The following is a 20800-nucleotide window of genomic DNA, read 5'->3' on the forward strand; positions in this document are numbered from 1 at the left end:
TAAATAATGTTAATGAATATGGTTATTACGCTGTAAATGTAGATTGCACGGTTCGTGCCAGCCAGAGGTAAAAATGCATAAATCGAGGTCGTCAACGAAATATCAATAAGTTACGAAAGACCGTTATTCACATAAAATGCATAAAAAGTGAATAAAAATACTAAAAGAGGCTTTTGCAGTGGAATAAAAAGAAAGGTTATGCAGGGGTAAGATATAATTCTGTAATTGTGATCCTTGACGAAATTTATCGGCAATAATCGCCCTTTTTTGGCGCAGCGCGTTCCAGAATGGTGCACAGTTTGTGCAAACAGGCTACCAACCGCTGCAATCGGCAGAATAAAGCGCCTTTGCGCAGCCAGCCCGGCGAATTTCTGCTACCATCCCTGCACTATTCACCTTGCACAGTGGCAGCGACTATGAAATTTGTCTCTTTTAATATCAACGGCCTGCGTGCCCGCCCGCATCAGCTGGCCGCCATCATCGATAAACACCAGCCCGACGTCATCGGCCTACAGGAAACCAAAGTTCACGACGATATGTTTCCTCTCGAAGAGGTGGCAAAGCTGGGCTATAACGTCTTTTATCACGGGCAGAAAGGCCATTACGGCGTCGCGCTGCTGACCAAAGAGACGCCGATCTCCGTGCGTCGCGGTTTCCCAAACGATGGTGAAGAGGCCCAGCGCCGCATCATCATGGCGGAAATCCCTTCCCCGTTTGGCAACGTGACGGTGATTAACGGCTATTTCCCGCAGGGCGAAAGTCGCGATCATGAAACCAAATTCCCGGCGAAGGCGGCGTTTTATCAGAACCTGCAAAACTACCTTGATACCGAACTGAATAAAGAGAATCCGGTACTGATCATGGGCGACATGAATATCAGCCCGACCGATCTCGATATCGGCATCGGTGAAGAGAACCGCAAGCGCTGGCTGCGTACCGGCAAATGTTCCTTCCTGCCGGAAGAGCGCGAATGGATGGAGCGCCTGCTGAGCTGGGGCCTGGTGGATACTTACCGCCATGCGAATCCGCAGGATAACGAACACTTCTCGTGGTTCGACTATCGCTCTAAGGGCTTTGACGATAACCGCGGGCTGCGTATCGATCTGCTGCTGGCAAGCACCCCGCTGGCGCAGCGCTGCATCGAAACCGGCATCGACTACGAAATTCGCGCAATGGAAAAGCCGTCCGACCACGCGCCGGTATGGGCGACCTTTAAAGTCTAAATATTCCCTCCGTCAGGCTCTCCCGTCCGGAGAGCCTGAGCCATATCAAAAAAGCCGCCGTCAGAGATTGTGAACGGCGGCAAACTATTATACTGTCGCGCGCACTTCAGACCGCCCGCGCCATACAGGAGAACCCAATGCAAAAGAAGCCGTCATAAAGCAGAATATAAGCTGCTTTTTGTTGTGGTGATATTGAGCATTGTCGCCTGTATTATTCAGCAATCGGGTTTTGCCGGGCTGGTTACCCATTTTGATCGTCTGCGCGAAATGATCCGCCAGAGCGGCGCCTTCGGCTATACGCTCTATATTCTGCTGTTTATCGTCGCCACTCTGTTTTTGCTACCGGGCACTCTTTTAGTGATTGCCGGCGGGGTGATTTTCGGTCCGCTGGCGGGAACCTTGCTATCGCTGCTGGCGGCGACGCTCGCCTCCTCCGCGTCGTTTCTGTTCGCCCGCTGGCTGGGCCGCGAGCTGCTGCTTAAATACGTCGGGCAGACGGCGATTTTTCAGGCCATTGAAAAAGGCATCGCCCGTAGCGGCACCGATTTTTTAATTCTGACCCGGCTCATCCCGCTGTTTCCCTATAATGTACAGAACTACGCCTATGGCCTGACGGCGATTCCATTCTGGACGTTTACCTTTATTTCCGCCCTCACCACCTTGCCCGGCATATTTATCTATACGCTGATGGCCAGCGAGCTTATCCGCGAGGGTATCACCCCCCTGTTTATACTGAAGCTGACCCTCGCGGGGCTGGCTTTATTTGTCCTGATTCAGGCGGCGAAAAGATATGCCCGCTATCGGCGAATCGAGACATTACGGATACAGGCTCACGATGAAAAATAGCAACGCGCGCTACCGGATAGCCATCGGCATTACGCTGTTTGCGCTTCTGCTGGCATGGTGGCTGATACCCGGCGTCAATGAGTTTATGCAGCGCAGCCTCGCCGCTTTTGCCACGCTCGATCAGCAGGCTATTGAACGCTTTATCGACTCCTGGGGCCCGCAGGCGGCGCTGGTCTCCTTCGCCCTGATGATTTTGCAGGCGATTATCGCCCCGCTTCCCGCCTTCCTGATCACCTTCGCTAACGCTTCCCTGTTCGGCGCCTTCTGGGGCGGCGCGCTGTCGTGGGTGAGCGCGATGGCCGGCGCGGCGCTGTGCTTTTTTATCGCCAGAGCGCTCGGCCGCGACGCGGTGGAAAAGCTCACCGGCAAGAGCGTACTGCAGAGTATGGATGGCTTTTTTACCCGCTACGGCAAACACACCATATTAATCTGCCGTCTGCTCCCTTTCGTTCCCTTCGACCCGGTGAGCTACGCCGCCGGGCTGACGTCAATGCGCTTTCGCCACTTTATGCTGGCCACCGGTCTCGGCCAGCTGCCCGCGACGATAGTCTATTCGTGGACCGGCAGCCTGCTGACCGGCGGCACATTCTGGCTGGTGACCGGTTTATTGATCCTGTTTGCGCTGGCGATTGTGGTGGTCGTCGCGAAAGCGCTCTATCTTGAACAACAAAAGAGGCGTTCACGATGAGCTTACCCCCTCTGAAGTCTATTCCGCTGATTCTTCGCCCGCAGGCCTGGCTGCATCGTCGCCACTACGGCGAGGTGCTCAGCCCTATCCGCTGGTGGGGCCGTATTCCGCTGGTGTTTTACCTGGTGTCGATGTTCGTCGGCTATCTGGAACGCAAGCGTTCGCCCCTCGATCCGGTGCTGAGATCGCTGGTCAGCGCCCGCGTCGCGCAGCTGTGCCTGTGCGAGTTTTGCATTGATATCACCAATATGAAGCTGGCGGAACGCAGCGGCGGCAGCGCTAAGCTGCTGGCGGTCGCCGAATGGCGGAACAGCGCGCTGTTCAGCGACCGCGAGCGGCTGGCGCTGGAGTATGCCGAGGCGGCCAGCATGACGCCGCCGGTGGTCGACGATGCGCTGCGCGACAGGCTGGCAGGCCAGTTTGACGCCCGCGCGCTCACCGAACTCACGGCGCTGATCGGTTTACAAAACCTGTCGGCGCGCTTTAATTCGGCCATGGCGATCCCCGCCCAGGGATTGTGCCGGATCCCAACCGATTCAAAACCATAAGGAGTGGTTATGCGCAGTGTGCTGGTCTTCGCTTTGCTGTTGCTCTCCCCGCTGGCCGCCAGCGCCGGCTGGCAATCCCTACAACAAGAAGCCCGCGGCCAGACGGTGTGGTTTAACGCCTGGGGCGGCGATCCGGCGGTGAACCGCTATCTCGACTGGGTCAGCGGTGAGGTAAAGCGCGACTACGCTATCGACCTGCGCATCGTGCATATTGCGGATGCCGCCGACGCGGTGAAGCGCATCCAGACCGAAGCCCGCGCCGGACGCAGTAAAGGCGGTTCCATCGATCTGCTGTGGGTCAACGGCGAAAACTTCCGCACCCTGAAAAACGCCAGGCTGCTGCAAACCCGGTGGGCGGAAACCCTGCCCAACTGGCGCTTTGTCGATACGCAAAAGCCGGTGCGCGAGGATTTCTCTATCCCCACCGACGGCGCCGAGTCGCCGTGGGGCGGCGCGCAGCTCACTTTTATCGCCCGCCGCTCACAAACGCCCGACGGGCCCACCACTCCGCAGGCGCTGCTGGCTTTCGCCGCCGCGCATCCCGGCAGCGTCACCTACCCGCGTCCGCCGGATTTTACCGGTACCGCGTTTCTTGAACAGCTGCTGCTGACGCTGACTCCGCGGCCCGACGCGCTACGCCAGCCGCCTGAGGAGGCCACCTTCGCCGCCGTGACCGCGCCGCTGTGGCACTATCTTGATCGGCTTCACCCTCTGCTGTGGCGCCAGGGCCGCGACTTCCCGGCTTCGCCCGCCCGCATGGATGCCATGCTTAAAAATGGGACCCTCAGGCTGTCCATCACCTTTAACCCGCTGCACGCGCAGCAAAAAGCGGTCAGCGGCGAGCTGCCGAAAGACAGCTACGGTTTCGGCTTCCGCGAGGGGATGCTTGGCAACGTCCACTTTGTGGCGATCCCGTCCAATGCCCGGGCGACGGCGGGGGCGAAAGTGGTCGCGAATTTCCTGCTCTCGCCGCAGGCCCAGCTGCGCAAGGCCGACCCGACGGTGTGGGGCGACCCCAGCGTGCTGGATCCGGCGAAATTAACCGAGACTGAGCGGCAGGCCTTTAACGCCGTTGTGCCGCAGAATATGCCGCCGATGCTGGGTGAACCGCACGCGGCCTGGGTTGACGCGCTGGAGCAGGAATGGCTGCGCCGCTACGGCACGCACTAAGGCTGCTGGCCTGGGCCGCCGTCGCGCTGATCTATCTGCCGCTGCTGCCGGCCGCTGCGCTGATGGCGCTTCCGGCGCTCCGCCGCGCGCGCTGGCTGTCGCTGTTTGCCGACCCGCAATTCAGCCAGGCGCTGGCGGCGGCTCTCGTCTCAACCCTGCTATCGGTTGGCGGCGCGCTGATCATCACGCTCACCGTCGTGGCCGCACTCTGGCCGTCGGGCGGCTGGCGGCGGCTGGCCGCAAGGCTCCCTCTGCTGCTGGCGGTACCTCACGTGGCCTTCGCCACCGCAGCCCTGCTGCTCTTCGCCGATGGCGGCTGGCTCCCGCGCCTGTTGCCCTTTTTTACCCCGCCGGTTGACCGCTACGGCATTGGACTGGGCCTGACGATGGCGCTCAAAGAGAGCGCGTTTCTGCTGTGGGTGGTTTATGGCCTGTTAGGCGAGAAACGCCTGGCCGGACAGGCGACGGTATTAAAAAGCCTCGGCTACGGACGCTGGCAGTGCCTGAAATGGTTAGTCTTGCCCACGCTGCTTCCGGCGCTGTCGATAGAGCTGCTGGCCACCGCCGCCTGGAGCCTTTCGGCGGTCGACGTCGCGCTGGTGATTGGCCCGGGTAACCCGCCGACGCTGGCGGTGCTGGCCTGGCAATGGTTAAGCCAGGGCGATGAGATCCAGCAAGCGAAAGGCGCCCTCGCCAGCCTGGTACTGCTGCTGACGCTGGCCATCATGGCGCTGGCGGCGTGGGGAGTCTGGCGTCTCTGGCGACGGCGGATCCCGCAGGTTCAGGGGATCCGCCACCCGCAGCCGCGGGCGCTCGCCGGGAAAAGCTTCGCCCTTCTTCTGCCGCTGTGCGGCGTGGCCTGCGCCCTGCTGCTTGCCGCGGCGGCGCAGAATAGCCAGCCGGTCAGCGATAGCGTCGGCAACAGCCTGTGGCTTGGACTCTGCTCAGCGTCGCTCGGCGCGGTTATCTGCCTGCTGTGGCTGGCGTCTGGCCCCTCCCGTTTCGACGGATGGATCTGGCTGCCGCTGATTTTACCGGCGCTGCCGCTGGTAGACGGCCAATATCAGCTGGCGCTGTATACGTGGCTGGACGGTGAGTGGATCGCCGTTTTATGGGGGCACCTGCTGTGGGTCGCGCCGTGGATGCTGTTTATTCTGCGTCCCGCGTGGCGCGCTCGCGACCCGCGCATGGAGCTGCTCGCCCGCACCCTCGGCTGGCAACGAGGCCGCATCTTCTGGCTGGTTACCTTACCCGCCCTGACGCGTCCTCTGCTGACCGCGCTGGCGGTGGGCTTTTCGGTAAGCATCGCGCAATATCTGCCGACGTTATGGCTGGGGGGCGGACGGTTCCCGACGCTCACCAGCGAAGCCGTCGCGCTGAGCAGCGGCGGCGAGACGTCCACTCTGGCCGCGCAGGCGCTATGGCAGCTACTGCTGCCGGCGCTGTTTTTTGCCGCCACCGCGCTGCTGGCCTGGCTGACCGGCCGCTATCGACAAGGATTACGCTAATGTTGATCGTCAAAAACCTGACTCTCAGCCTCAACGGAGAGCCGCTGCTGCGCAACGTCGACTTTTCCGTTGCTCCCGGCGAGATACTGACCCTGATGGGCCCCTCGGGCAGCGGTAAATCAACTCTGTTCGCCTGGATGGTCGGCGCGCTGGCGGAGAATTTTCGCGCCGCCGGCGAGCTGTGGCTGGATAACCAGCGCTGCGACAGTTTACCCACCGAGCGACGGCGCATCGGCATCCTGTTCCAGGACGCGCTGCTGTTCGACCACTTCAGCGTCGGGCAAAATTTACTGCTGGCGCTTGCCGCTGACGTCCGCGGCCCCCAGCGCAAAGCCCAGGTCGAACAGGCGCTGGAGCGCGCCGGTCTGGCGGGGTTTTATACGCGCGATCCGGCCACCCTTTCCGGCGGCCAGCGGGCGCGGGTCAGCCTGCTGCGCGCCCTGCTGGCCCGACCGCGGGCGCTGCTGCTGGATGAGCCGTTTAACCGCCTCGACGTTGCGCTGCGCGCCGATTTTCGCCGCTGGGTGTTCAACGAACTGGCGCGGCAGGCGATCCCCGCGGTGCTGGTCACGCATGATGACCAGGATACGCCCGCCGGCGGACGCTGTTTGCATATGGGGCTCTGGCAATGAAAGCCTGCGCTATCGCAAAGAATTCTCCGCGTTGTTCGCGGAGAATTGCCGCTCAATTTTCTACTGCCGGGCATTTCGATGAAACGTGTTTCTCAATTGACCGCACTCGCCCTGCTGATGGGGCTTGCTGCTGCTTCCACCTCCGCCGCTGACACCATGCCAACGCTAACGCTTTCCACGCTGCAACAGCACAACGGCGTCGCTATTGACACGCGCCTTAGCGCTTTCTATAACGGTTGGCCGCAAGGCGCCGACGGCCCTCAGGGCCATGAACCGCAGGCGCTCAACCTCGCCGCCAGCTGGCTTGGCTCGCTGAACGATGAACAGCTGAGCGCCTGGGCTAAGCTGCACAATCTGCAGGCCTCTACGCCGATTGCGCTGTACGGCAACGCCGACGACAACGCGAAAGTCGCGGCGCGCCTTAAGGCGGCTGGTTTCACTCACCTCAGCTCGCTCGGCGACGCCCTGAGCCAGGCGGACCGCCTGCAGAAGCTGCCGCATTTTGAACAGCTGGTGTATCCGCAGTGGCTGCACGACCTCCAGCAGGGTAAACCGGTCACCGCCGCGCCTGCCGGGCAATGGAAGGTGTTCGAGGCCGCCTGGGGCGCGCCGAAGTTTTATCTGCTGAGCCATATTCCGGGCGCCGGGTATATCGATACCAACGAGGTGGAGAGCGAGCCGCTATGGAACAAAGTCTCCGACGCGCAGCTTAAAGCGATGCTGGCAAAACACGGTATTCGCCATGACACCACGGTGATTTTGTACGGTCGCGACGTGTATGCCGCCGCCCGCGTGGCGCAGATCATGCTCTACGCCGGGGTGAAGGATGTGCGCCTGCTCGACGGCGGCTGGAAAACCTGGTCCGACGCCGGGCTGCCGGTCGAGCGCGGAACGCCGCCGAAGCAGAAGCCCGAGCCGGAGTTCGGCGCGCCGATCCCGGGTCAGCCGCAGCTGATGCTCAATACCGAGCAGGCTCGCGCCCTGCTGCACCGTCAGGACGCCTCGCTGGTAAGCATTCGTTCCTGGCCGGAGTTTATCGGCACCACCAGCGGCTACAGCTATATCAAGCCGATGGGGGAGATTGCCGGGGCCCGCTGGGGCCATGCCGGAAGCGACTCCACCCATATGGAGGATTTCCATAATCCGGACGGCACCATGCGTAGCGCAGATGATATCGCCGCGATGTGGAAATCATGGAATATTCTGCCGAACCAGCAGGTCTCTTTTTACTGCGGTACCGGCTGGCGCGCCTCAGAAACCTTTATGTACGCCCGGGCGATGGGCTGGAACAACGTCTCGGTCTACGACGGCGGCTGGTACGAGTGGAGCAGCAACCCGAAAAACCCGGTCTCGCGCGGGGAACGCGGCCCGGAAAGCAGTATGTAATTCGCCTGTTGGCCATATGCACCGCCGGGAAGCCTCCTTCCCGGCGCATTCCCGAAGACGGCGCTGACGCACCGGACCGCTGACGACTGCGGCCCCGTAGCCCGGCTAAGCGCAGCCCGAGCCGGGAAAAACCCGCCCATCAATCTCTTACCTGCTTCAGGGTAAGGTATCCGCTCCACACCCGCGTAAAGGTCGTCAGCCAGCACAGTGCGCCAAACATCCACGCCAGCCACGCAAACCACGCCGGGAACAGGCAGCTCAGCACAAACAGCGCGATAGTTTCCGTCCCTTCCGTCAGCCCGCCGAGATAATAAAACGATTTGTGGGCGTAGCCCGGATTATCGATTTGATGCTTAGCCGCCAGCGCGGCAAAGGCGAGAAAGCTGCTGCCGGTGCCGATAAACGCGAACAGCAGCCAGCCGCCCGCCAGCGCGTTGTGCGCCGGATCGGCAAGAATAAAGCCAAACGGCACCAGGGCGTAAAACAGGAAATCGAGCGAAATATCGAGAAAACCGCCCGCATCGGTTAATCCGCGTCGCCGGGCCAGCGCGCCGTCCAGGCCATCCAGCAGTCGGTTGAGCACGATCGCCGCCAGCGCCGCCGGATACCAGCCCAGGGCTAAAAACGGCAGCGCCAGCACGCCAATCGCAAAGCCAAAGAGCGTCAGGCCATCGGGAGAGATAGCCGGACGATCCAGCAGGGCGACGGCGGCGTTGAGGACAGGTTTCAGGCGGGGATGCAAATGACGGTCAAGCACAAAGTCTCTCCAGCGAATTCAGGGTTGTTTGACGGGGACAAGGACGGTGATAATAGGCCATTATCCCGTACAGAACGATGATTCACATGCTAAAAACCCTTGATGTTGTTGCCGCCATTATCGAACGCAACGGGCAAATTCTGCTGGCGCAGCGGCCGCCCCACGCGGATCAGCCGGGAATGTGGGAGCTGGCCGGCGGTAAAGTAGAACCCGGCGAAACCCAGGCCCAGGCGCTGGCGCGCGAGCTCCAGGAGGAGCTGGCGATCGACGCCCGGCCGGAATGCTACATCGCCAGCCACCAGCGCGAAGTGTCCGCCCGCCTGATACATCTTCACGCCTGGTGGGTTCCGCATTTTAACGGCGAACCCATCGCCCGCTACCACAGCCAGCTGCGCTGGTGTTCACCGCAGGAGGCGTTAACCTTCCCTCTTGCGCCAGCCGATATTCCCCTGCTCGAAGCCTTTATCGCCCAGCGCGCCGCTCTCCATTCCCGCTAATTTTATCGGGTGGTTGTCATCGTTTTTGATTATGACCACCGCCTGATTATAAATTTTGCTTTCTGAACAATTTTTCCTTGCTTAACTAACGATTTCCGATGGTATAGTCGGAAAATCGGCTTTTTCAAGGGCCGAATCATAATAAATAGACGCAACCACAACCATAAGGGGAACTTATATCTATGGATCAGACGTGCACTCTGGAAGGTTTTCTCGCCCGCGTTCAACAGCGCGATCCAAATCAAACTGAATTTGCTCAGGCGGTCCGCGAGGTGATGACCACCCTGTGGCCATTCCTTGAGGAAAATCCGCGCTATCGTCAGATGAATTTGCTGGAACGTCTGGTTGAACCGGAGCGTGCTATCCAGTTCCGCGTCGTTTGGGTTGATGACCGCAATCAGGTTCAGGTTAACCGCGCCTGGCGCGTGCAGTTCAACTCCGCCATCGGCCCGTATAAGGGCGGTATGCGTTTCCATCCCTCTGTAAACCTGTCGATTCTGAAATTCCTCGGCTTTGAACAAACCTTCAAAAACGCCCTCACCACCCTGCCTATGGGCGGCGGTAAAGGCGGCAGCGACTTCGATCCTAAAGGAAAAAGCGATGGCGAAGTGATGCGTTTCTGCCAGTCGCTGATGACTGAGCTGTATCGCCACCTCGGTCCGGATACCGACGTGCCGGCCGGTGATATCGGCGTGGGCGGTCGTGAAGTGGGCTTTATGGCCGGAATGATGCGTAAGCTCTCCAACAACAGCGCCTGCGTCTTCACCGGTAAAGGCCTCTCCTTCGGCGGCAGCCTGATTCGTCCGGAAGCCACCGGTTACGGACTGATTTACTTCACCGAAGCGATGCTTAAGCGCCACGGTTTGGGCTTTGAAGGGGCTCGCGTCGCGGTGTCCGGGTCGGGCAACGTGGCGCAGTACGCGATTGAGAAAGCCATGGAGCTCGGCGCGCGGGTGATTACGGCTTCCGACTCCAACGGTACCGTGGTTGACGAGTCTGGCTTTACCAAAGAAAAACTGGCGCGCCTGATCGACATTAAAGAGCGCAGCCACGGCCGCGTGGCGGATTACGCGCGCGAGTTCGGCCTGACCTACCTTGAAGGTAAGCAGCCGTGGTCCGTGCCGGTGGATATCGCTCTGCCGTGCGCCACGCAGAACGAGCTGGACGTCGACGCTGCCCGCCAGCTGATTGCCAACGGCGTGAAGGCCGTCGCGGAAGGCGCCAACATGCCAACCACTATCGCGGCGACCGATCTGTTCCTCGAAGCGGGCGTGCTGTTCGCGCCGGGTAAAGCGGCCAACGCCGGCGGCGTCGCCACTTCAGGACTGGAAATGGCGCAGAACGCCGCGCGTATGGGCTGGAAAGCGGAGAAAGTGGACGCTCGTCTGCACCATATCATGCTGGATATCCACCACGCCTGCGTTGAGTACGGCGGTGAAGCGAAGCAGACCAACTACGTACGCGGCGCGAATATCGCCGGTTTCGTGAAGGTCGCCGACGCAATGCTGGCGCAGGGTGTTATTTAAGTCCACTCGCTGAATGAACCCCTGTATATGGGTTCGGAGCATAATTGAAAAACCCCGGTTTCCCGGGGTTTTTTATTGCGGGCTTTCCGCCGCAGGGCCGGCGGCGCTTTTTTTATCTTTCGCTTTGGCTCTGCCTTTCCCCTTGCTAAAGCTCTTCTTGCCGTCGCCCGGGGCCACAATTCCGCGGAAGCGGCGTACCGGCGTGCTCCTGGCCTGGTCGATAAGCTGGAACAGGGTACCGACCAGCGGCTGCATAAAGTCCTGATAGCGGCACTGTTTCTCGCTGATTTGCGTCAGAATCGATTCCCAGTGGGCGGTCATATCCGGGCGCGTCGCCATTTCAGGCAAAGAGTGGAACAGAGCCTTCCCGGCGTCGGTGGAGTGGATATAGCGCCCTTTCTTGGTTAAGAAGCCGCGTTTGAACAACAGTTCGATAATCCCGGCGCGGGTTGCCTCCGTACCGAGGCCGTCCGTTGCGCGCAGGATCTTCTTCAGGTCTTTATCCTGCACAAAGCGGGCAATACCGGTCATCGCCGATAGCAGCGTCGCATCGGTAAAATGACGCGGCGGCTGGGTCTGACGCTCCACCACTTCGCCTTTTTCGCATAGCAGCTCGTCATCCTTTGCCACCACCGGCAGCGGCATGCCGTCGTTCTCTTCATCGCGCTCTTTATTGCCCAGCAGGGTTCGCCAGCCCGCTTCCGCCAGAAAACGCGCTTTGGCAACGAACTTGCCGTTGGCGATATCGAGATCGATCTGGCATTTGCGGAACACCGCATCCGGGCAGAACTGCATCAGATACTGGCGGGCAATCAGGCCGTAAACCTTTTCTTCGTTGTCGCTGAGTTTTACCTGCGAACTGCGGGCGGTCGGAATAATCGCGTGGTGGGCATCGACCTTTTTATCATCCCAGCAGCGGTTACGGATCTCCGGATCCACCACCGGCTGCGGCAGCAGATCCGCCGCGTGCACGCCGATCGCGTTCAGCACCGCATGGCGCCCGGCAAAATGCTCCTCCGGCAGATAGCGGCTATCCGAACGCGGATAGGTAATCAGCTTATGGGTTTCGTACAGCTTCTGGCAGATATCCAGCACGTTCTGCGCGCTAAAGCCGAAGCGCTTCGCGGCTTCAATCTGCAGCGCCGAGAGGGAAAACGGCAGCGGCGCTGGCTCAGAGTCCCGCTTATCGTTATAAGCGGTGACCGTCGCCGGCTGCCCCTCAATGCGCTTGACGACGTGCTCGGCAAGCGAGCGATGCAGCAGTCGCCCCTCTTCATCCTGGTACGGTTCGCAGGCCTCGCTGGGCACCCAGGTGGCGACAAAACGCTCATCCTTTGGGGTGACGATATGCGCCTTGACGTCGAAGAAGTCTTTAGCGACGAAGTTTTCAATCTCTTCATCGCGGCGTACCACCAGGCCAAGCACCGGCGTTTGCACGCGCCCGACCGAGAGTACCCCCTGGTAACCCGCGTTACGGCCAAGGATGGTGTACGCGCGGGTCATATTGATCCCGTATAGCCAGTCGGCGCGGGCGCGGGCCAGCGCGGAGACGCACAGCGGAACAAATTCGCTGTTGGCGCGCAGGCGGTTAATCGCCCGCTCCACCGCCTGCGGGTTAAGATCGTTAATCAGACAGCGCTGCACCTGCTGACGCTTTTCCGGCGCCAGCTGCAGGTAGTCAAGTACCTCATCCACCAGCAGTTGCCCCTCTCTGTCCGGGTCACCCGCATGAATGACTTCCTGCGCATCGCCGAGCAGACGCTTAATCACGTTAAGCTGTTTGGTCACCGACGGTTTAGGCTGGAGCTGCCACTTTTCCGGCACGATAGGCAAGTCGAGCAGGTTCCAGCGCGCATAGCGCGCATCGTAGACGTCGGGCTGGGCCTGCTCCAGCAGGTGGCCGATGCACCACGTGACCACCTGCCCGTTACCGCACTCAATGTAGCCGTCGCCTTTGCGATGCGGTTTTGGCAGCACATCGGCGATGGCGCGACCGAGACTCGGTTTTTCTGCAATAAACAGCCGCATGAAATCAACGGATCTCGATCATTGGGCGTCCGCCGCGGGCGGTAACCAGCTCGCCGATAGCGGTAAGCGTGATACCAAACTCAGCGGCGGCTGCCTGCACCTCAGCCTCGGCTTCTGGCGTTACCGCCAGCAGCAGACCGCCGGAGGTTTGCGGATCGCACAGCAGATCGCGCCACGCTGGCGGCATGTCGCCCATCAAATGGCCGTAGCTGGCAAAGTTACGCCCGGTACCGCCCGGCACCGCGCCCGCCGCGATGTAGGCTTCGACGCCGGGCAATTTCGGGATATCCGCATAGGTAAGCTGCGCCTGTACGCCCGCGCCGCGGCACACTTCGCTCAGGTGGCCCAGAAGCCCGAAACCGGTGACGTCGGTCATCGCTTTCACGCCGTCGATATTAGCAAACGCCGAGCCAACGAGATTCATCTGACACATGGTTTCCGTCGCCAGCCCCTGGTGCTCAGGCTTCAGCAGCGACTTTTTCTCCGCGGTGGTCAGCACGCCAATACCCAGCGGTTTAGTGAGATACAGCTTGCAGCCGGCCTGCGCGGTGCTGTTTTTCTTCACCCGCTCGGTCGGGACGACGCCGGTCACGGCAAGCCCGAAGATGGGTTCCGGAGCGTCAATGGAGTGGCCGCCGGCAAGCGCGATCCCCGCCTGCTGGCAGGCAAAGCGTCCGCCCTCAACCACCTGACGGGCAATTTCCGGCGCCAGGGTATTAATGGGCCAGCCGAGAATAGCGATCGCCATAATCGGCTTACCGCCCATGGCGAAAATATCGCTGATGGCGTTGGTCGCCGCAATGCGCCCAAAGTCGAACGGGTTGTCGACGATCGGCATAAAAAAATCGGTAGTACTGACGATCGACGTGCCGTTACCGAGATCGTAGACCGCGGCATCATCGCTGGTTTCGTTGCCCACCAGCAGATTCGGGTCGATAAATTTGGCCTGGTCGCTTTGCAGGATAGTTTCCAGCACCTTAGGGGAAATTTTACACCCGCAACCGGCTCCGTGGCTGTATTGCGTTAAACGAATGGCTTGCTCGCTCATGGACATCTCCTGTCATTGCAATCCCGATATGGTAGCGCCCAAATGGCGGAGTGGTAAGTGCGACAGTCCGAAATCGCGTATGGTTGCTCATTAAGCAGACAAAAAACCGATTTTGCGATGCGGCCCCGCTTTTTCAACGTGATTTTACCCTTTACTAAAAAATGACAGAAATATGACAAGCATAAATTCTGTTTTCTCTGGACATATAACAACGTAAGGAAGTTTTCATGAAAAAGCGTGTTCTCGCCGTTTGCCTGGCCAGTCTCTTCTCCCTTAACGCTTTCGCCCTGGTTCCCGCCGGTAACGACGTCACCACAAAACCCGATCTCTACTACCTGACCAACGCCCAGGCCATCGACAGCCTGAGGCTGCTGCCGCCGCCGCCGGAAGTGGGCAGTATCGCGTTTTTAAACGATCAGGCGATGTATGAGAAAGGCCGTCTGCTGCGCGGCACCGAGCGCGGTAAGCTGGCGGTTGAAGACGCCAACCTGAGCGGCGGCGGCGTCGCCAACGCCTTCTCCGGCGCCTTCGGCTCGCCCATTACCGCCAAAGATGCGCCGGAGCTGCACAAGCTGCTCACCAACATGATTGAAGATGCCGGCGACCTGGCGACGCGAGGAGCGAAGGAGAAGTACATGCGCATTCGCCCATTTGCGTTTTATGGCGTCGCCACCTGTAACACCAAGGAACAGGATACGCTGTCGAAAAACGGCTCCTACCCCTCCGGCCACACCTCTATCGGCTGGGCCACCGCGCTGGTGCTGGCGGAGATTAATCCCCAGCGGCAAAATGAAATCCTTAAGCGCGGCTTTGAGCTCGGCGAGAGCCGGGTGATCTGCGGCTATCACTGGCAGAGCGACGTAGACGCGGCGCGTATCGTCGGTTCGGCGGTCGTCGCCACGCTGCATACCAATCCGGCCTTCCAGCAGCAGCTTCAGAAAGCGAAAGACGAATTCGCGAAACGACAGAAGTAACATCGTCGCCGTTGAATGCCCGGAGGCGGCGTCTGAAACGCTCTGCCTCGGCTACGGGTTCCCAGCCGTCCGCGGTTTGGTAGTCCGGACTGGTGCGCCAGCACCGCCTCCGGGAAAGGTGTCAAGTCTGATACACTGACACTGCTTCCACCCGGCTCGCGCTGCGCTTAGCCGGGCTACTTCCCCCGAGGAGGCGGTGAGCCGGGCCCGCCCGGCATAACGAGAACGGACTCAGAAGCGCGTCACGAACGGCGCGGTATCCGGCAAAGCGATGGTGGTTGACGCTTTGAGCTGCGGGGTCCCCAGATAGAGAAAGCCCACGATCTTATCCTGCTCGCGGCAGGCAAACCCTTCGCGTACAACCGGGCTTTCGGTTAACGCGCCGCTGCGCCAGATGCCGTTAAACCCCTGCGCCACGGCCGCCATCTGCATGGCCATCACCGCACAGCCCGCCGACATCTCTTGCTCCCACTTTGGCACCTTCGGATGATCTTCACAGTGCGCCACCACCGCAATGATCAGCGGCGCGCGAAACGGCGCGCTGCGCGCTTTTTCAATCGCTTTTTCATCTCCCCCTGCCGCCACCGCGCCTTTTTCCAGCAGCTGGCTGAAGCGCTCGCGCCCTTCATCGGCAATAATGAAGAAGCGCCACGGCTGCAGCGTCCCGTGGTCCGGCGCGCGCAGGCCAGCGCGAAGGATGTTTTCCAGCTGTTCGCCCGCCGGAGCCGGGTCGGTCAGACGTGAAGCGCTGCGGCGATTAACCAGTAGTTCGAGAGCATCCATCTGTATAACTCCTGTGATGTGATTTTTCATAAAATTAACATGCGCAAGGATTTTGTTACAGCCCAACGGGTGATTCCTGCTGACAACCGACGGCACTCTCATTAGGATAGCCAGACGCGGCAGCCCCTGCGGCTCGCCCATTTTTGATTATGGTTAGGGAGAATACATGCGAACTCTTTGGCGACTGCTCGCCGGATTTTTTAAATGGACATGGCGCGTGCTCAATTTCATTCGCCAGCTCGCACTGAACGTGGTTTTCCTGGTGCTGGTGCTGGCCTGCGTCGGCATCTGGGCCCAGTTCAGCAGTACAACGACAGAGCACGCTACCCGCGGCGCGCTGCTGCTGGATATCACCGGCGTGGTGGTCGATAAACCCTCGGCCAGCAGCAAGCTTGGCGTGATTGGCCGCCAGCTGTTTGGCGCCAGTTCCGATCGCCTGCAGGAAAACTCGCTGTTCGACATTGTGCAGACAATTCGCCAGGCGAAAGACGACCGCAATATCACCGGTATCGTGCTGGATCTGAAGGACTTTGCCGGCGGCGATCAGCCGTCGATGCAGTATATCGGTAAAGCGCTGCGCGAATTCCGCGATAGCGGCAAGCCGGTATATGCCATCGGCAGCAGCTACAGCCAGGGTCAGTACTATCTGGCCAGCTTCGCCAATAAGATCTGGCTCTCGCCGCAGGGCGAAGTGGACCTGCACGGCTTCGCGACCAACGGCCTGTACTACAAATCGCTGCTCGACAAGCTCAAAGTGTCGACCCACGTTTTCCGCGTCGGCACCTATAAGTCAGCGGTAGAGCCGTTTATCCGCGATGATATGTCCCCGGCGGCGCGCGAGGCGGACAGCCGCTGGATTGGCGAGCTGTGGCAAAACTATCTCAATACCATTGCCGCCAACCGCCAGATCACCGCTCAGCAGCTGTTCCCCGGCGCTCAGGGCGTGATTGACGGCCTGCGTAAAGTCGATGGCGACACGGCAAAATACGCGCTGGATAACAAGCTGGTTGATGCGCTGGGCACCTCTACCGAGGTGGAAAAAGCGCTGACTAAACAGTTTGGCTGGAGTAAGGAGGACAACAACTACAGCGCAATCAGCTACTACGATTACACGCTGAAAACGCCTGCCGACCAGGGTTCCGCAATAGCGGTTATCTTTGCTAACGGCGCGATTATGGATGGCGAAGAAACGCCGGGTAACGTCGGCGGCGACACCACCGCCGCGCAGATCCGCGACGCGCGCCTCGATCCGAAAGTGAAAGCGATCGTGCTGCGGGTTAACAGCCCGGGCGGCAGCGTCAGCGCCTCCGAGATGATTCGCGAAGAGCTGGCGGCGGCAAAAGCGGCCGGTAAACCGGTGGTGGTCTCAATGGGCGGCATGGCAGCCTCCGGCGGCTACTGGATCTCCACCCCGGCGGATTATATCGTCGCCAACCCCAGCACCCTTACCGGCTCTATCGGTATCTTTGGGGTGATCAATACCGTCGAAGATACCCTCGGCTCAATTGGCGTCCATACCGACGGCGTGGCCACCTCGCCGCTGGCTGATGTCTCAACCACCAAAGCGCTGCCTCCGGAAGTGCAACAGCTGATGCAGCTCAGCATCGAAAACGGCTACAAGCGTTTTATCACCCTGGTGGCGAACGCGCGTAAGAGCACGCCGGAGAAAATTGACCAAATCGCTCAGGGCCACGTCTGGACCGGTGAAGATGCAAAAGCGAACGGCCTGGTCGATAGCCTTGGCGACTTTGACGACGCGGTGGCAAAAGCCGCCGAGCTGGCGAAGCTGAAACAGTGGCATATCAACTACTATCAGGAAGAACCGACCTTCTTTTCGATGGTGGTGGATAGCCTGACGGGTTCCGTTCGCGCGGCGCTGCCGGCAGCGGTCCAGGCGTATCTGCCCGCACCGGTCGCCGCGGCGGCCAATGCGGTGAAAACCGAGAGCGATAAGCTGGCGGCATTCAACGATCCGCAAAACCGCTACGCGTTCTGCTTAACCTGCGCCAATATTCGTTAATCCTCTGCCGCCCCATCCCGTGGGGCGGCATTTACTTTATTTTTTCTTCCGCCCCTCTATACTGCGCCTGTCTACGTTTAACCTAAGCGATGCTATGCAGAAGAAATCTATTTACGTTGCCTATACCGGCGGCACCATTGGTATGCAGCGTTCTGAACACGGCTATATCCCCGTTTCCGGCCATTTACAGCGCCAGCTGGCGTTGATGCCCGAGTTTCACCGCCCGGAGATGCCGGACTTCACCATTCATGAATACGCCCCGTTAATGGACTCTTCCGATATGACGCCGGAAGACTGGCAGCATATCGCCGACGATATTCGCGACCATTATGACCAGTACGATGGTTTCGTGATCCTCCACGGCACGGACACCATGGCGTTTACCGCCTCTGCGCTCTCCTTCATGCTGGAGAATCTGGGAAAACCGGTCATTGTGACAGGGTCACAAATCCCGCTTGCCGAACTGCGCTCTGATGGCCAGATTAACCTGCTCAACGCGCTGTACGTCGCCGCCAACTATCCGATTAACGAAGTGTCGCTGTTCTTCAATAATCGCCTCTACCGCGGCAACCGCACGACGAAGGCCCATGCCGACGGCTTTAACGCCTTCGCCTCGCCCAACCTGGCGCCGCTGCTGGAAGCCGGTATCCATATTCGCCGGCTCGGCACGCCTCCCGCGCCGCACGGCAGCGGCGAGCTGGTGGTGCACCCTATCACGCCGCAGCCGATTGGCGTGGTGACGATTTATCCCGGCATTTCCGCCGACGTGGTGCGCAACTTCCTGCGCCAGCCGGTCAAAGCGCTGATCCTGCGCTCCTATGGCGTCGGTAACGCGCCGCAGAACGGCGAGTTTATTCAGGTCCTGGCCGAAGCCAGCCAGCGCGGTATCGTGGTGATTAATTTGACCCAGTGTATGTCCGGCAAGGTCAACATGGGCGGCTACGCCACCGGCAACGCGCTGGCGCAGGCTGGCGTGATTAGCGGATTTGATATGACCGTCGAGGCCACGCTGACCAAGCTACACTATTTGCTGAGCCAGGATCTGGACGTGGCGGCTATCCGTCACGCCATGCAGGAGAATCTGCGCGGCGAACTGACACCCGATGAGTAAGGAGAAGCACATGACCCAGCGCGCGCTGCTACTGGTCGATTTACAAAATGATTTCTGCGCCGGCGGCGCGCTAGCCGTCCCGCAGGGCGACAGCACGGTGGACGTCGCCAACCAGCTTATAGACTGGAGCCTGGCGCGGGGAGAAACGGTAGTTGCCAGCCAGGACTGGCACCCGGCGAACCACGGCAGCTTTGCCAGTCAGCATCAGGTCGAACCCTATGCCCAGGGTGAGCTTGATGGCCTGGCGCAGACGTTCTGGCCGGATCACTGCGTGCAGAATAGCGAAGGCGCGGCGCTGCATCCGCTGCTCAAACAGCAGGATATTGCCGCCGTGTTCCACAAAGGGGAAAATCCGGCCATTGACAGCTACAGCGCCTTTTTCGACAACGGCCACCGGCAGAAAACGCAGCTCGATGCATGGCTGCGCGAGCGCGGCATTAGCGAGCTAACGGTGCTGGGGCTCGCCACCGACTACTGCGTCAAGTTTACCGTGCTTGACGCCCTCAATCTGGGCTACACCGTCAACGTGATTACCGACGGCTGCCGCGGGGTGAATATTCAGCCGCAGGATAGCAATCTGGCGTTTATGGAGATGGCCGCCGCGGGCGCAACTCTCTATACCCTTGACGACTGGCTGGAAACCCACGCATGAAATACGCCGACAGGCATTGTCCTGTCGGCGCGTTATCTCAGGCCAGAGCGGAAATCTCTTCCAGCGACGCGTTGCGCGTTTCGATGCCAAAACAAAACAGAATCAGCGCGCAAAGCGCCAGCAATAAACCAAGAACCATAAATACGGTAATCGCGCCGTAGCGGGTCAGCAGGATAGCGACGCCGTAAGGGGTAAATACGGCGACAATTCTGCCTACCGCGTTAACAAAACCTGAACCGCGCAGACGGAGATGCGTTGGCCACAGCTCCGGCACATATACCGCTGAAGCAAAGCAGACGTACATGTACAGGAAAAATATCATCACCAGACCATAGCTTAAGATGGCCCACTCTGCGGTTTGAATCGAATAGAAGTAGCCGAGCACCGCAATAATTATCAGTAGAAATGAGCCAAATAATCGCCGCGGAAAACGGTCGATAATCAGCGCGGCGATAAATATCCCCACCGGTGCCCCAACCATCATTATCGCGGTCATCAAGATAGATTTCGTCACGTCGATCCCCGAATTGACGAAAATCGTTGGGATCCACACCGTGATGGTATAGAGCGAAATGTTCATGGCGATCAGTACCGTGATCGCCACCAGCGTTCGCCGCAGCATCTGACCTTTAAACAGCAGCCAGAAAGAGCCGCTTTCCGCGCACGGCTCCGCAACCGGGGCAGTACTCTGCCAGGACGGTAATGTGATGTTTTTCTCTTTCTCGATTTGCGACTCCACCTGCCGGAGGTGTTCTTCAGCCGCATGTCGTTGTCCCTTGCCGGCCAGCCAGCGTGGGGATTCAATAAAATACATCCCCGACAGATACCAGGCCAACAGCATAGCCGCACCGCCGAGCAGAAACATCATCCGCCAGCTTAAAAAAGCGATCACTACAACGCCGATGGCCGCCGACAGCATGGGCGACCAGTTGCCGACAAACGACAGTCGGGCGGACCATTTGCCGCGTACCGCGGGCGGAATAAATTCGGTAAATGAGGCATAGCCCACCATAATCAGCGCGCCCATCCCGCAGCCCATCAGACAGCGGAATAAGATAAGCCAGTATATATTGGGCACAAAGGTTGCCGCACAGGCAGAGATCCCGACGATCAGTAAATTGACGCGAAAAGCTTTGCGTCGTCCGAGATAGTCCCCAATAAAACCGCCGGTCAGCGAGCCGATAAAGTAGCCAAACATCAGCGCCGAGGTAAATGCCGCATTGAGATAATTATTTGACCAGCCGTTGCTGACTAATTTTGCCAGCACCACGTTACCGGAATAGCTGAGGAAACCGGTGATTAATAAACTAAAACTAATAATGCCAAAAATACGAAAATGAAATCGCGACAAGGGTAAGCGGTCTAATCTTGCGCCGATAGGGTCACATTGTTCCATCTGGATG

At 59.6% G+C, this 20800-nt stretch carries 19 protein-coding genes; 14 read left to right on the forward strand and 5 right to left on the reverse strand.

Annotated features, from left to right (window positions below; translation table 11 throughout):
* The first annotated feature begins 416 nt into the window (after nucleotides 1-416).
* From xthA to ABLU67_RS03415, 8 genes are all read left to right on the forward strand, one after another.
* Nucleotides 417-1223 carry an exodeoxyribonuclease III gene (gene xthA / locus ABLU67_RS03380; RefSeq protein WP_014228976.1) on the forward strand — a complete coding sequence of 269 codons (807 nt, stop codon included), beginning with the start codon at nucleotides 417-419 and terminating at the stop codon, nucleotides 1221-1223.
* A gap of 183 nt (nucleotides 1224-1406) precedes the next feature.
* The gene (locus tag ABLU67_RS03385) at nucleotides 1407-2069 is read left to right on the forward strand and encodes a TVP38/TMEM64 family protein (protein ID WP_348852161.1); all 663 of its coding nucleotides are present in this window, start codon (nucleotides 1407-1409) and stop codon (nucleotides 2067-2069) included.
* On the forward strand, nucleotides 2059-2757 hold the full coding sequence (locus ABLU67_RS03390; protein ID WP_348852162.1) for a TVP38/TMEM64 family protein: 699 nt from the start codon (nucleotides 2059-2061) through the stop codon (nucleotides 2755-2757). The genes ABLU67_RS03385 and ABLU67_RS03390 overlap by 11 nt, the downstream gene beginning before the upstream one ends.
* Nucleotides 2754-3305, forward strand: coding sequence for a carboxymuconolactone decarboxylase family protein (locus tag ABLU67_RS03395; protein WP_042944930.1), 552 nt, complete (start codon nucleotides 2754-2756; stop codon nucleotides 3303-3305). The genes ABLU67_RS03390 and ABLU67_RS03395 overlap by 4 nt, the downstream gene beginning before the upstream one ends.
* 9 nt (nucleotides 3306-3314) lie before the next feature.
* Nucleotides 3315-4475, forward strand: coding sequence for an ABC transporter substrate-binding protein (locus tag ABLU67_RS03400; RefSeq protein ID WP_032692750.1), 1161 nt, complete (start codon nucleotides 3315-3317; stop codon nucleotides 4473-4475).
* Entirely contained in the window at nucleotides 4448-5983 is a 1536-nt protein-coding gene (locus ABLU67_RS03405; protein WP_348852163.1) for an ABC transporter permease subunit, read from the forward strand. Before ABLU67_RS03400 ends, ABLU67_RS03405 begins: the two co-directional genes overlap by 28 nt.
* Nucleotides 5983-6615 carry an ATP-binding cassette domain-containing protein gene (locus ABLU67_RS03410; RefSeq protein ID WP_014228970.1) on the forward strand — a complete coding sequence of 211 codons (633 nt, stop codon included), beginning with the start codon at nucleotides 5983-5985 and terminating at the stop codon, nucleotides 6613-6615. Before ABLU67_RS03405 ends, ABLU67_RS03410 begins: the two co-directional genes overlap by 1 nt.
* Nucleotides 6616-6693: 78 nt before the next feature.
* Nucleotides 6694-8001 carry a rhodanese-like domain-containing protein gene (locus tag ABLU67_RS03415; protein WP_224293003.1) on the forward strand — a complete coding sequence of 436 codons (1308 nt, stop codon included), beginning with the start codon at nucleotides 6694-6696 and terminating at the stop codon, nucleotides 7999-8001.
* Nucleotides 8002-8140: 139 nt separating this feature from the next.
* Here ABLU67_RS03415 and ABLU67_RS03420 read toward each other — a convergent pair whose 3' ends face one another.
* Nucleotides 8141-8758, reverse strand: a complete 618-nt coding sequence (locus ABLU67_RS03420) for a CDP-alcohol phosphatidyltransferase family protein (RefSeq protein ID WP_046878586.1) — start codon at nucleotides 8756-8758, stop codon at nucleotides 8141-8143.
* Nucleotides 8759-8844: 86 nt separating this feature from the next.
* Here ABLU67_RS03420 and ABLU67_RS03425 point away from each other — a divergent pair, with 86 nt between their 5' ends.
* Together ABLU67_RS03425 and gdhA are read left to right on the forward strand one after the other, a co-directional pair.
* Nucleotides 8845-9255, forward strand: coding sequence for a pyrimidine (deoxy)nucleoside triphosphate diphosphatase (locus tag ABLU67_RS03425; protein WP_009653472.1), 411 nt, complete (start codon nucleotides 8845-8847; stop codon nucleotides 9253-9255).
* Nucleotides 9256-9437: 182 nt separating this feature from the next.
* Nucleotides 9438-10781, forward strand: a complete 1344-nt coding sequence (gene gdhA, locus ABLU67_RS03430; protein WP_014838187.1) for an NADP-specific glutamate dehydrogenase — start codon at nucleotides 9438-9440, stop codon at nucleotides 10779-10781.
* Nucleotides 10782-10853: 72 nt separating this feature from the next.
* Here the strand turns inward: gdhA and ABLU67_RS03435 are convergent, their stop codons facing one another.
* Together ABLU67_RS03435 and selD are read right to left on the reverse strand one after the other, a co-directional pair.
* Nucleotides 10854-12809 (reverse strand): DNA topoisomerase III, encoded by a 1956-nt coding sequence (locus tag ABLU67_RS03435; protein ID WP_014228966.1) that lies wholly within the window; start codon nucleotides 12807-12809, stop codon nucleotides 10854-10856.
* A gap of 4 nt (nucleotides 12810-12813) precedes the next feature.
* Nucleotides 12814-13857: a selenide, water dikinase SelD gene (gene selD / locus ABLU67_RS03440; RefSeq protein ID WP_014228965.1), complete on the reverse strand. Its 1044-nt coding sequence runs from the start codon at nucleotides 13855-13857 to the stop codon at nucleotides 12814-12816.
* A 227-nt stretch (nucleotides 13858-14084) separates the two neighbouring features.
* Between selD and phoC the strand changes: the two genes are divergently transcribed.
* On the forward strand, nucleotides 14085-14831 hold the full coding sequence (phoC, locus tag ABLU67_RS03445; protein ID WP_224384742.1) for an acid phosphatase PhoC: 747 nt from the start codon (nucleotides 14085-14087) through the stop codon (nucleotides 14829-14831).
* Between the two features lie 231 nt (nucleotides 14832-15062).
* Here phoC and ABLU67_RS03450 read toward each other — a convergent pair whose 3' ends face one another.
* Nucleotides 15063-15614 carry an NAD(P)H nitroreductase gene (locus tag ABLU67_RS03450; RefSeq protein WP_038424334.1) on the reverse strand — a complete coding sequence of 184 codons (552 nt, stop codon included), beginning with the start codon at nucleotides 15612-15614 and terminating at the stop codon, nucleotides 15063-15065.
* 166 nt (nucleotides 15615-15780) lie between these two features.
* Between ABLU67_RS03450 and sppA the strand changes: the two genes are divergently transcribed.
* The 3 genes from sppA (at nucleotide 15781) to pncA (ending at nucleotide 19397) form a co-directional block, all read left to right on the forward strand.
* Nucleotides 15781-17634 (forward strand): signal peptide peptidase SppA, encoded by a 1854-nt coding sequence (gene sppA, locus ABLU67_RS03455; RefSeq protein ID WP_014228962.1) that lies wholly within the window; start codon nucleotides 15781-15783, stop codon nucleotides 17632-17634.
* 94 nt (nucleotides 17635-17728) lie between these two features.
* A complete protein-coding gene (gene ansA, locus ABLU67_RS03460) occupies nucleotides 17729-18745 on the forward strand; it encodes an asparaginase (RefSeq protein WP_004850037.1) in 1017 nt (338 codons plus the stop codon).
* 10 nt (nucleotides 18746-18755) lie between these two features.
* The gene (gene pncA / locus ABLU67_RS03465; RefSeq protein WP_064407215.1) at nucleotides 18756-19397 is read left to right on the forward strand and encodes a bifunctional nicotinamidase/pyrazinamidase; all 642 of its coding nucleotides are present in this window, start codon (nucleotides 18756-18758) and stop codon (nucleotides 19395-19397) included.
* Nucleotides 19398-19434: 37 nt separating this feature from the next.
* On the opposite strand, the gene ABLU67_RS03470 is transcribed toward pncA, so the two are convergent.
* Entirely contained in the window at nucleotides 19435-20793 is a 1359-nt protein-coding gene (locus ABLU67_RS03470; protein ID WP_064405371.1) for an MFS transporter, read from the reverse strand.
* Between the last annotated feature and the right edge of the window lie 7 nt (nucleotides 20794-20800).

The sequence above is a fragment of the Klebsiella sp. GN_Kp190 genome (genome assembly GCF_040061795.1).
Classification (GTDB): domain Bacteria; phylum Pseudomonadota; class Gammaproteobacteria; order Enterobacterales; family Enterobacteriaceae; genus Klebsiella; species Klebsiella michiganensis.

Bases quoted from the DNA above. Each gene is read 5' to 3' on its own strand.
- xthA (WP_014228976.1), top strand. From the start codon at position 417: ATGAAATTTGTCTCTTTTAATATCAACGGCCTGCGTGCCCGCCCGCAT.
- ABLU67_RS03390 (WP_348852162.1), top strand. From the start codon at position 2,059: ATGAAAAATAGCAACGCGCGCTACCGGATAGCCATCGGCATTACGCTG.
- ABLU67_RS03395 (WP_042944930.1), top strand. From the start codon at position 2,754: ATGAGCTTACCCCCTCTGAAGTCTATTCCGCTGATTCTTCGCCCGCAG.
- ABLU67_RS03400 (WP_032692750.1), top strand. From the start codon at position 3,315: ATGCGCAGTGTGCTGGTCTTCGCTTTGCTGTTGCTCTCCCCGCTGGCC.
- ABLU67_RS03405 (WP_348852163.1), top strand. From the start codon at position 4,448: ATGGCTGCGCCGCTACGGCACGCACTAAGGCTGCTGGCCTGGGCCGCC.
- ABLU67_RS03410 (WP_014228970.1), top strand. From the start codon at position 5,983: ATGTTGATCGTCAAAAACCTGACTCTCAGCCTCAACGGAGAGCCGCTG.
- ABLU67_RS03415 (WP_224293003.1), top strand. From the start codon at position 6,694: ATGAAACGTGTTTCTCAATTGACCGCACTCGCCCTGCTGATGGGGCTT.
- ABLU67_RS03425 (WP_009653472.1), top strand. From the start codon at position 8,845: ATGCTAAAAACCCTTGATGTTGTTGCCGCCATTATCGAACGCAACGGG.
- gdhA (WP_014838187.1), top strand. From the start codon at position 9,438: ATGGATCAGACGTGCACTCTGGAAGGTTTTCTCGCCCGCGTTCAACAG.
- ABLU67_RS03435 (WP_014228966.1), bottom strand. From the start codon at position 12,809: ATGCGGCTGTTTATTGCAGAAAAACCGAGTCTCGGTCGCGCCATCGCC.
- selD (WP_014228965.1), bottom strand. From the start codon at position 13,857: ATGAGCGAGCAAGCCATTCGTTTAACGCAATACAGCCACGGAGCCGGT.
- phoC (WP_224384742.1), top strand. From the start codon at position 14,085: ATGAAAAAGCGTGTTCTCGCCGTTTGCCTGGCCAGTCTCTTCTCCCTT.
- ABLU67_RS03450 (WP_038424334.1), bottom strand. From the start codon at position 15,614: ATGGATGCTCTCGAACTACTGGTTAATCGCCGCAGCGCTTCACGTCTG.
- sppA (WP_014228962.1), top strand. From the start codon at position 15,781: ATGCGAACTCTTTGGCGACTGCTCGCCGGATTTTTTAAATGGACATGG.
- ansA (WP_004850037.1), top strand. From the start codon at position 17,729: ATGCAGAAGAAATCTATTTACGTTGCCTATACCGGCGGCACCATTGGT.
- pncA (WP_064407215.1), top strand. From the start codon at position 18,756: ATGACCCAGCGCGCGCTGCTACTGGTCGATTTACAAAATGATTTCTGC.
- ABLU67_RS03470 (WP_064405371.1), bottom strand. From the start codon at position 20,793: ATGGAACAATGTGACCCTATCGGCGCAAGATTAGACCGCTTACCCTTG.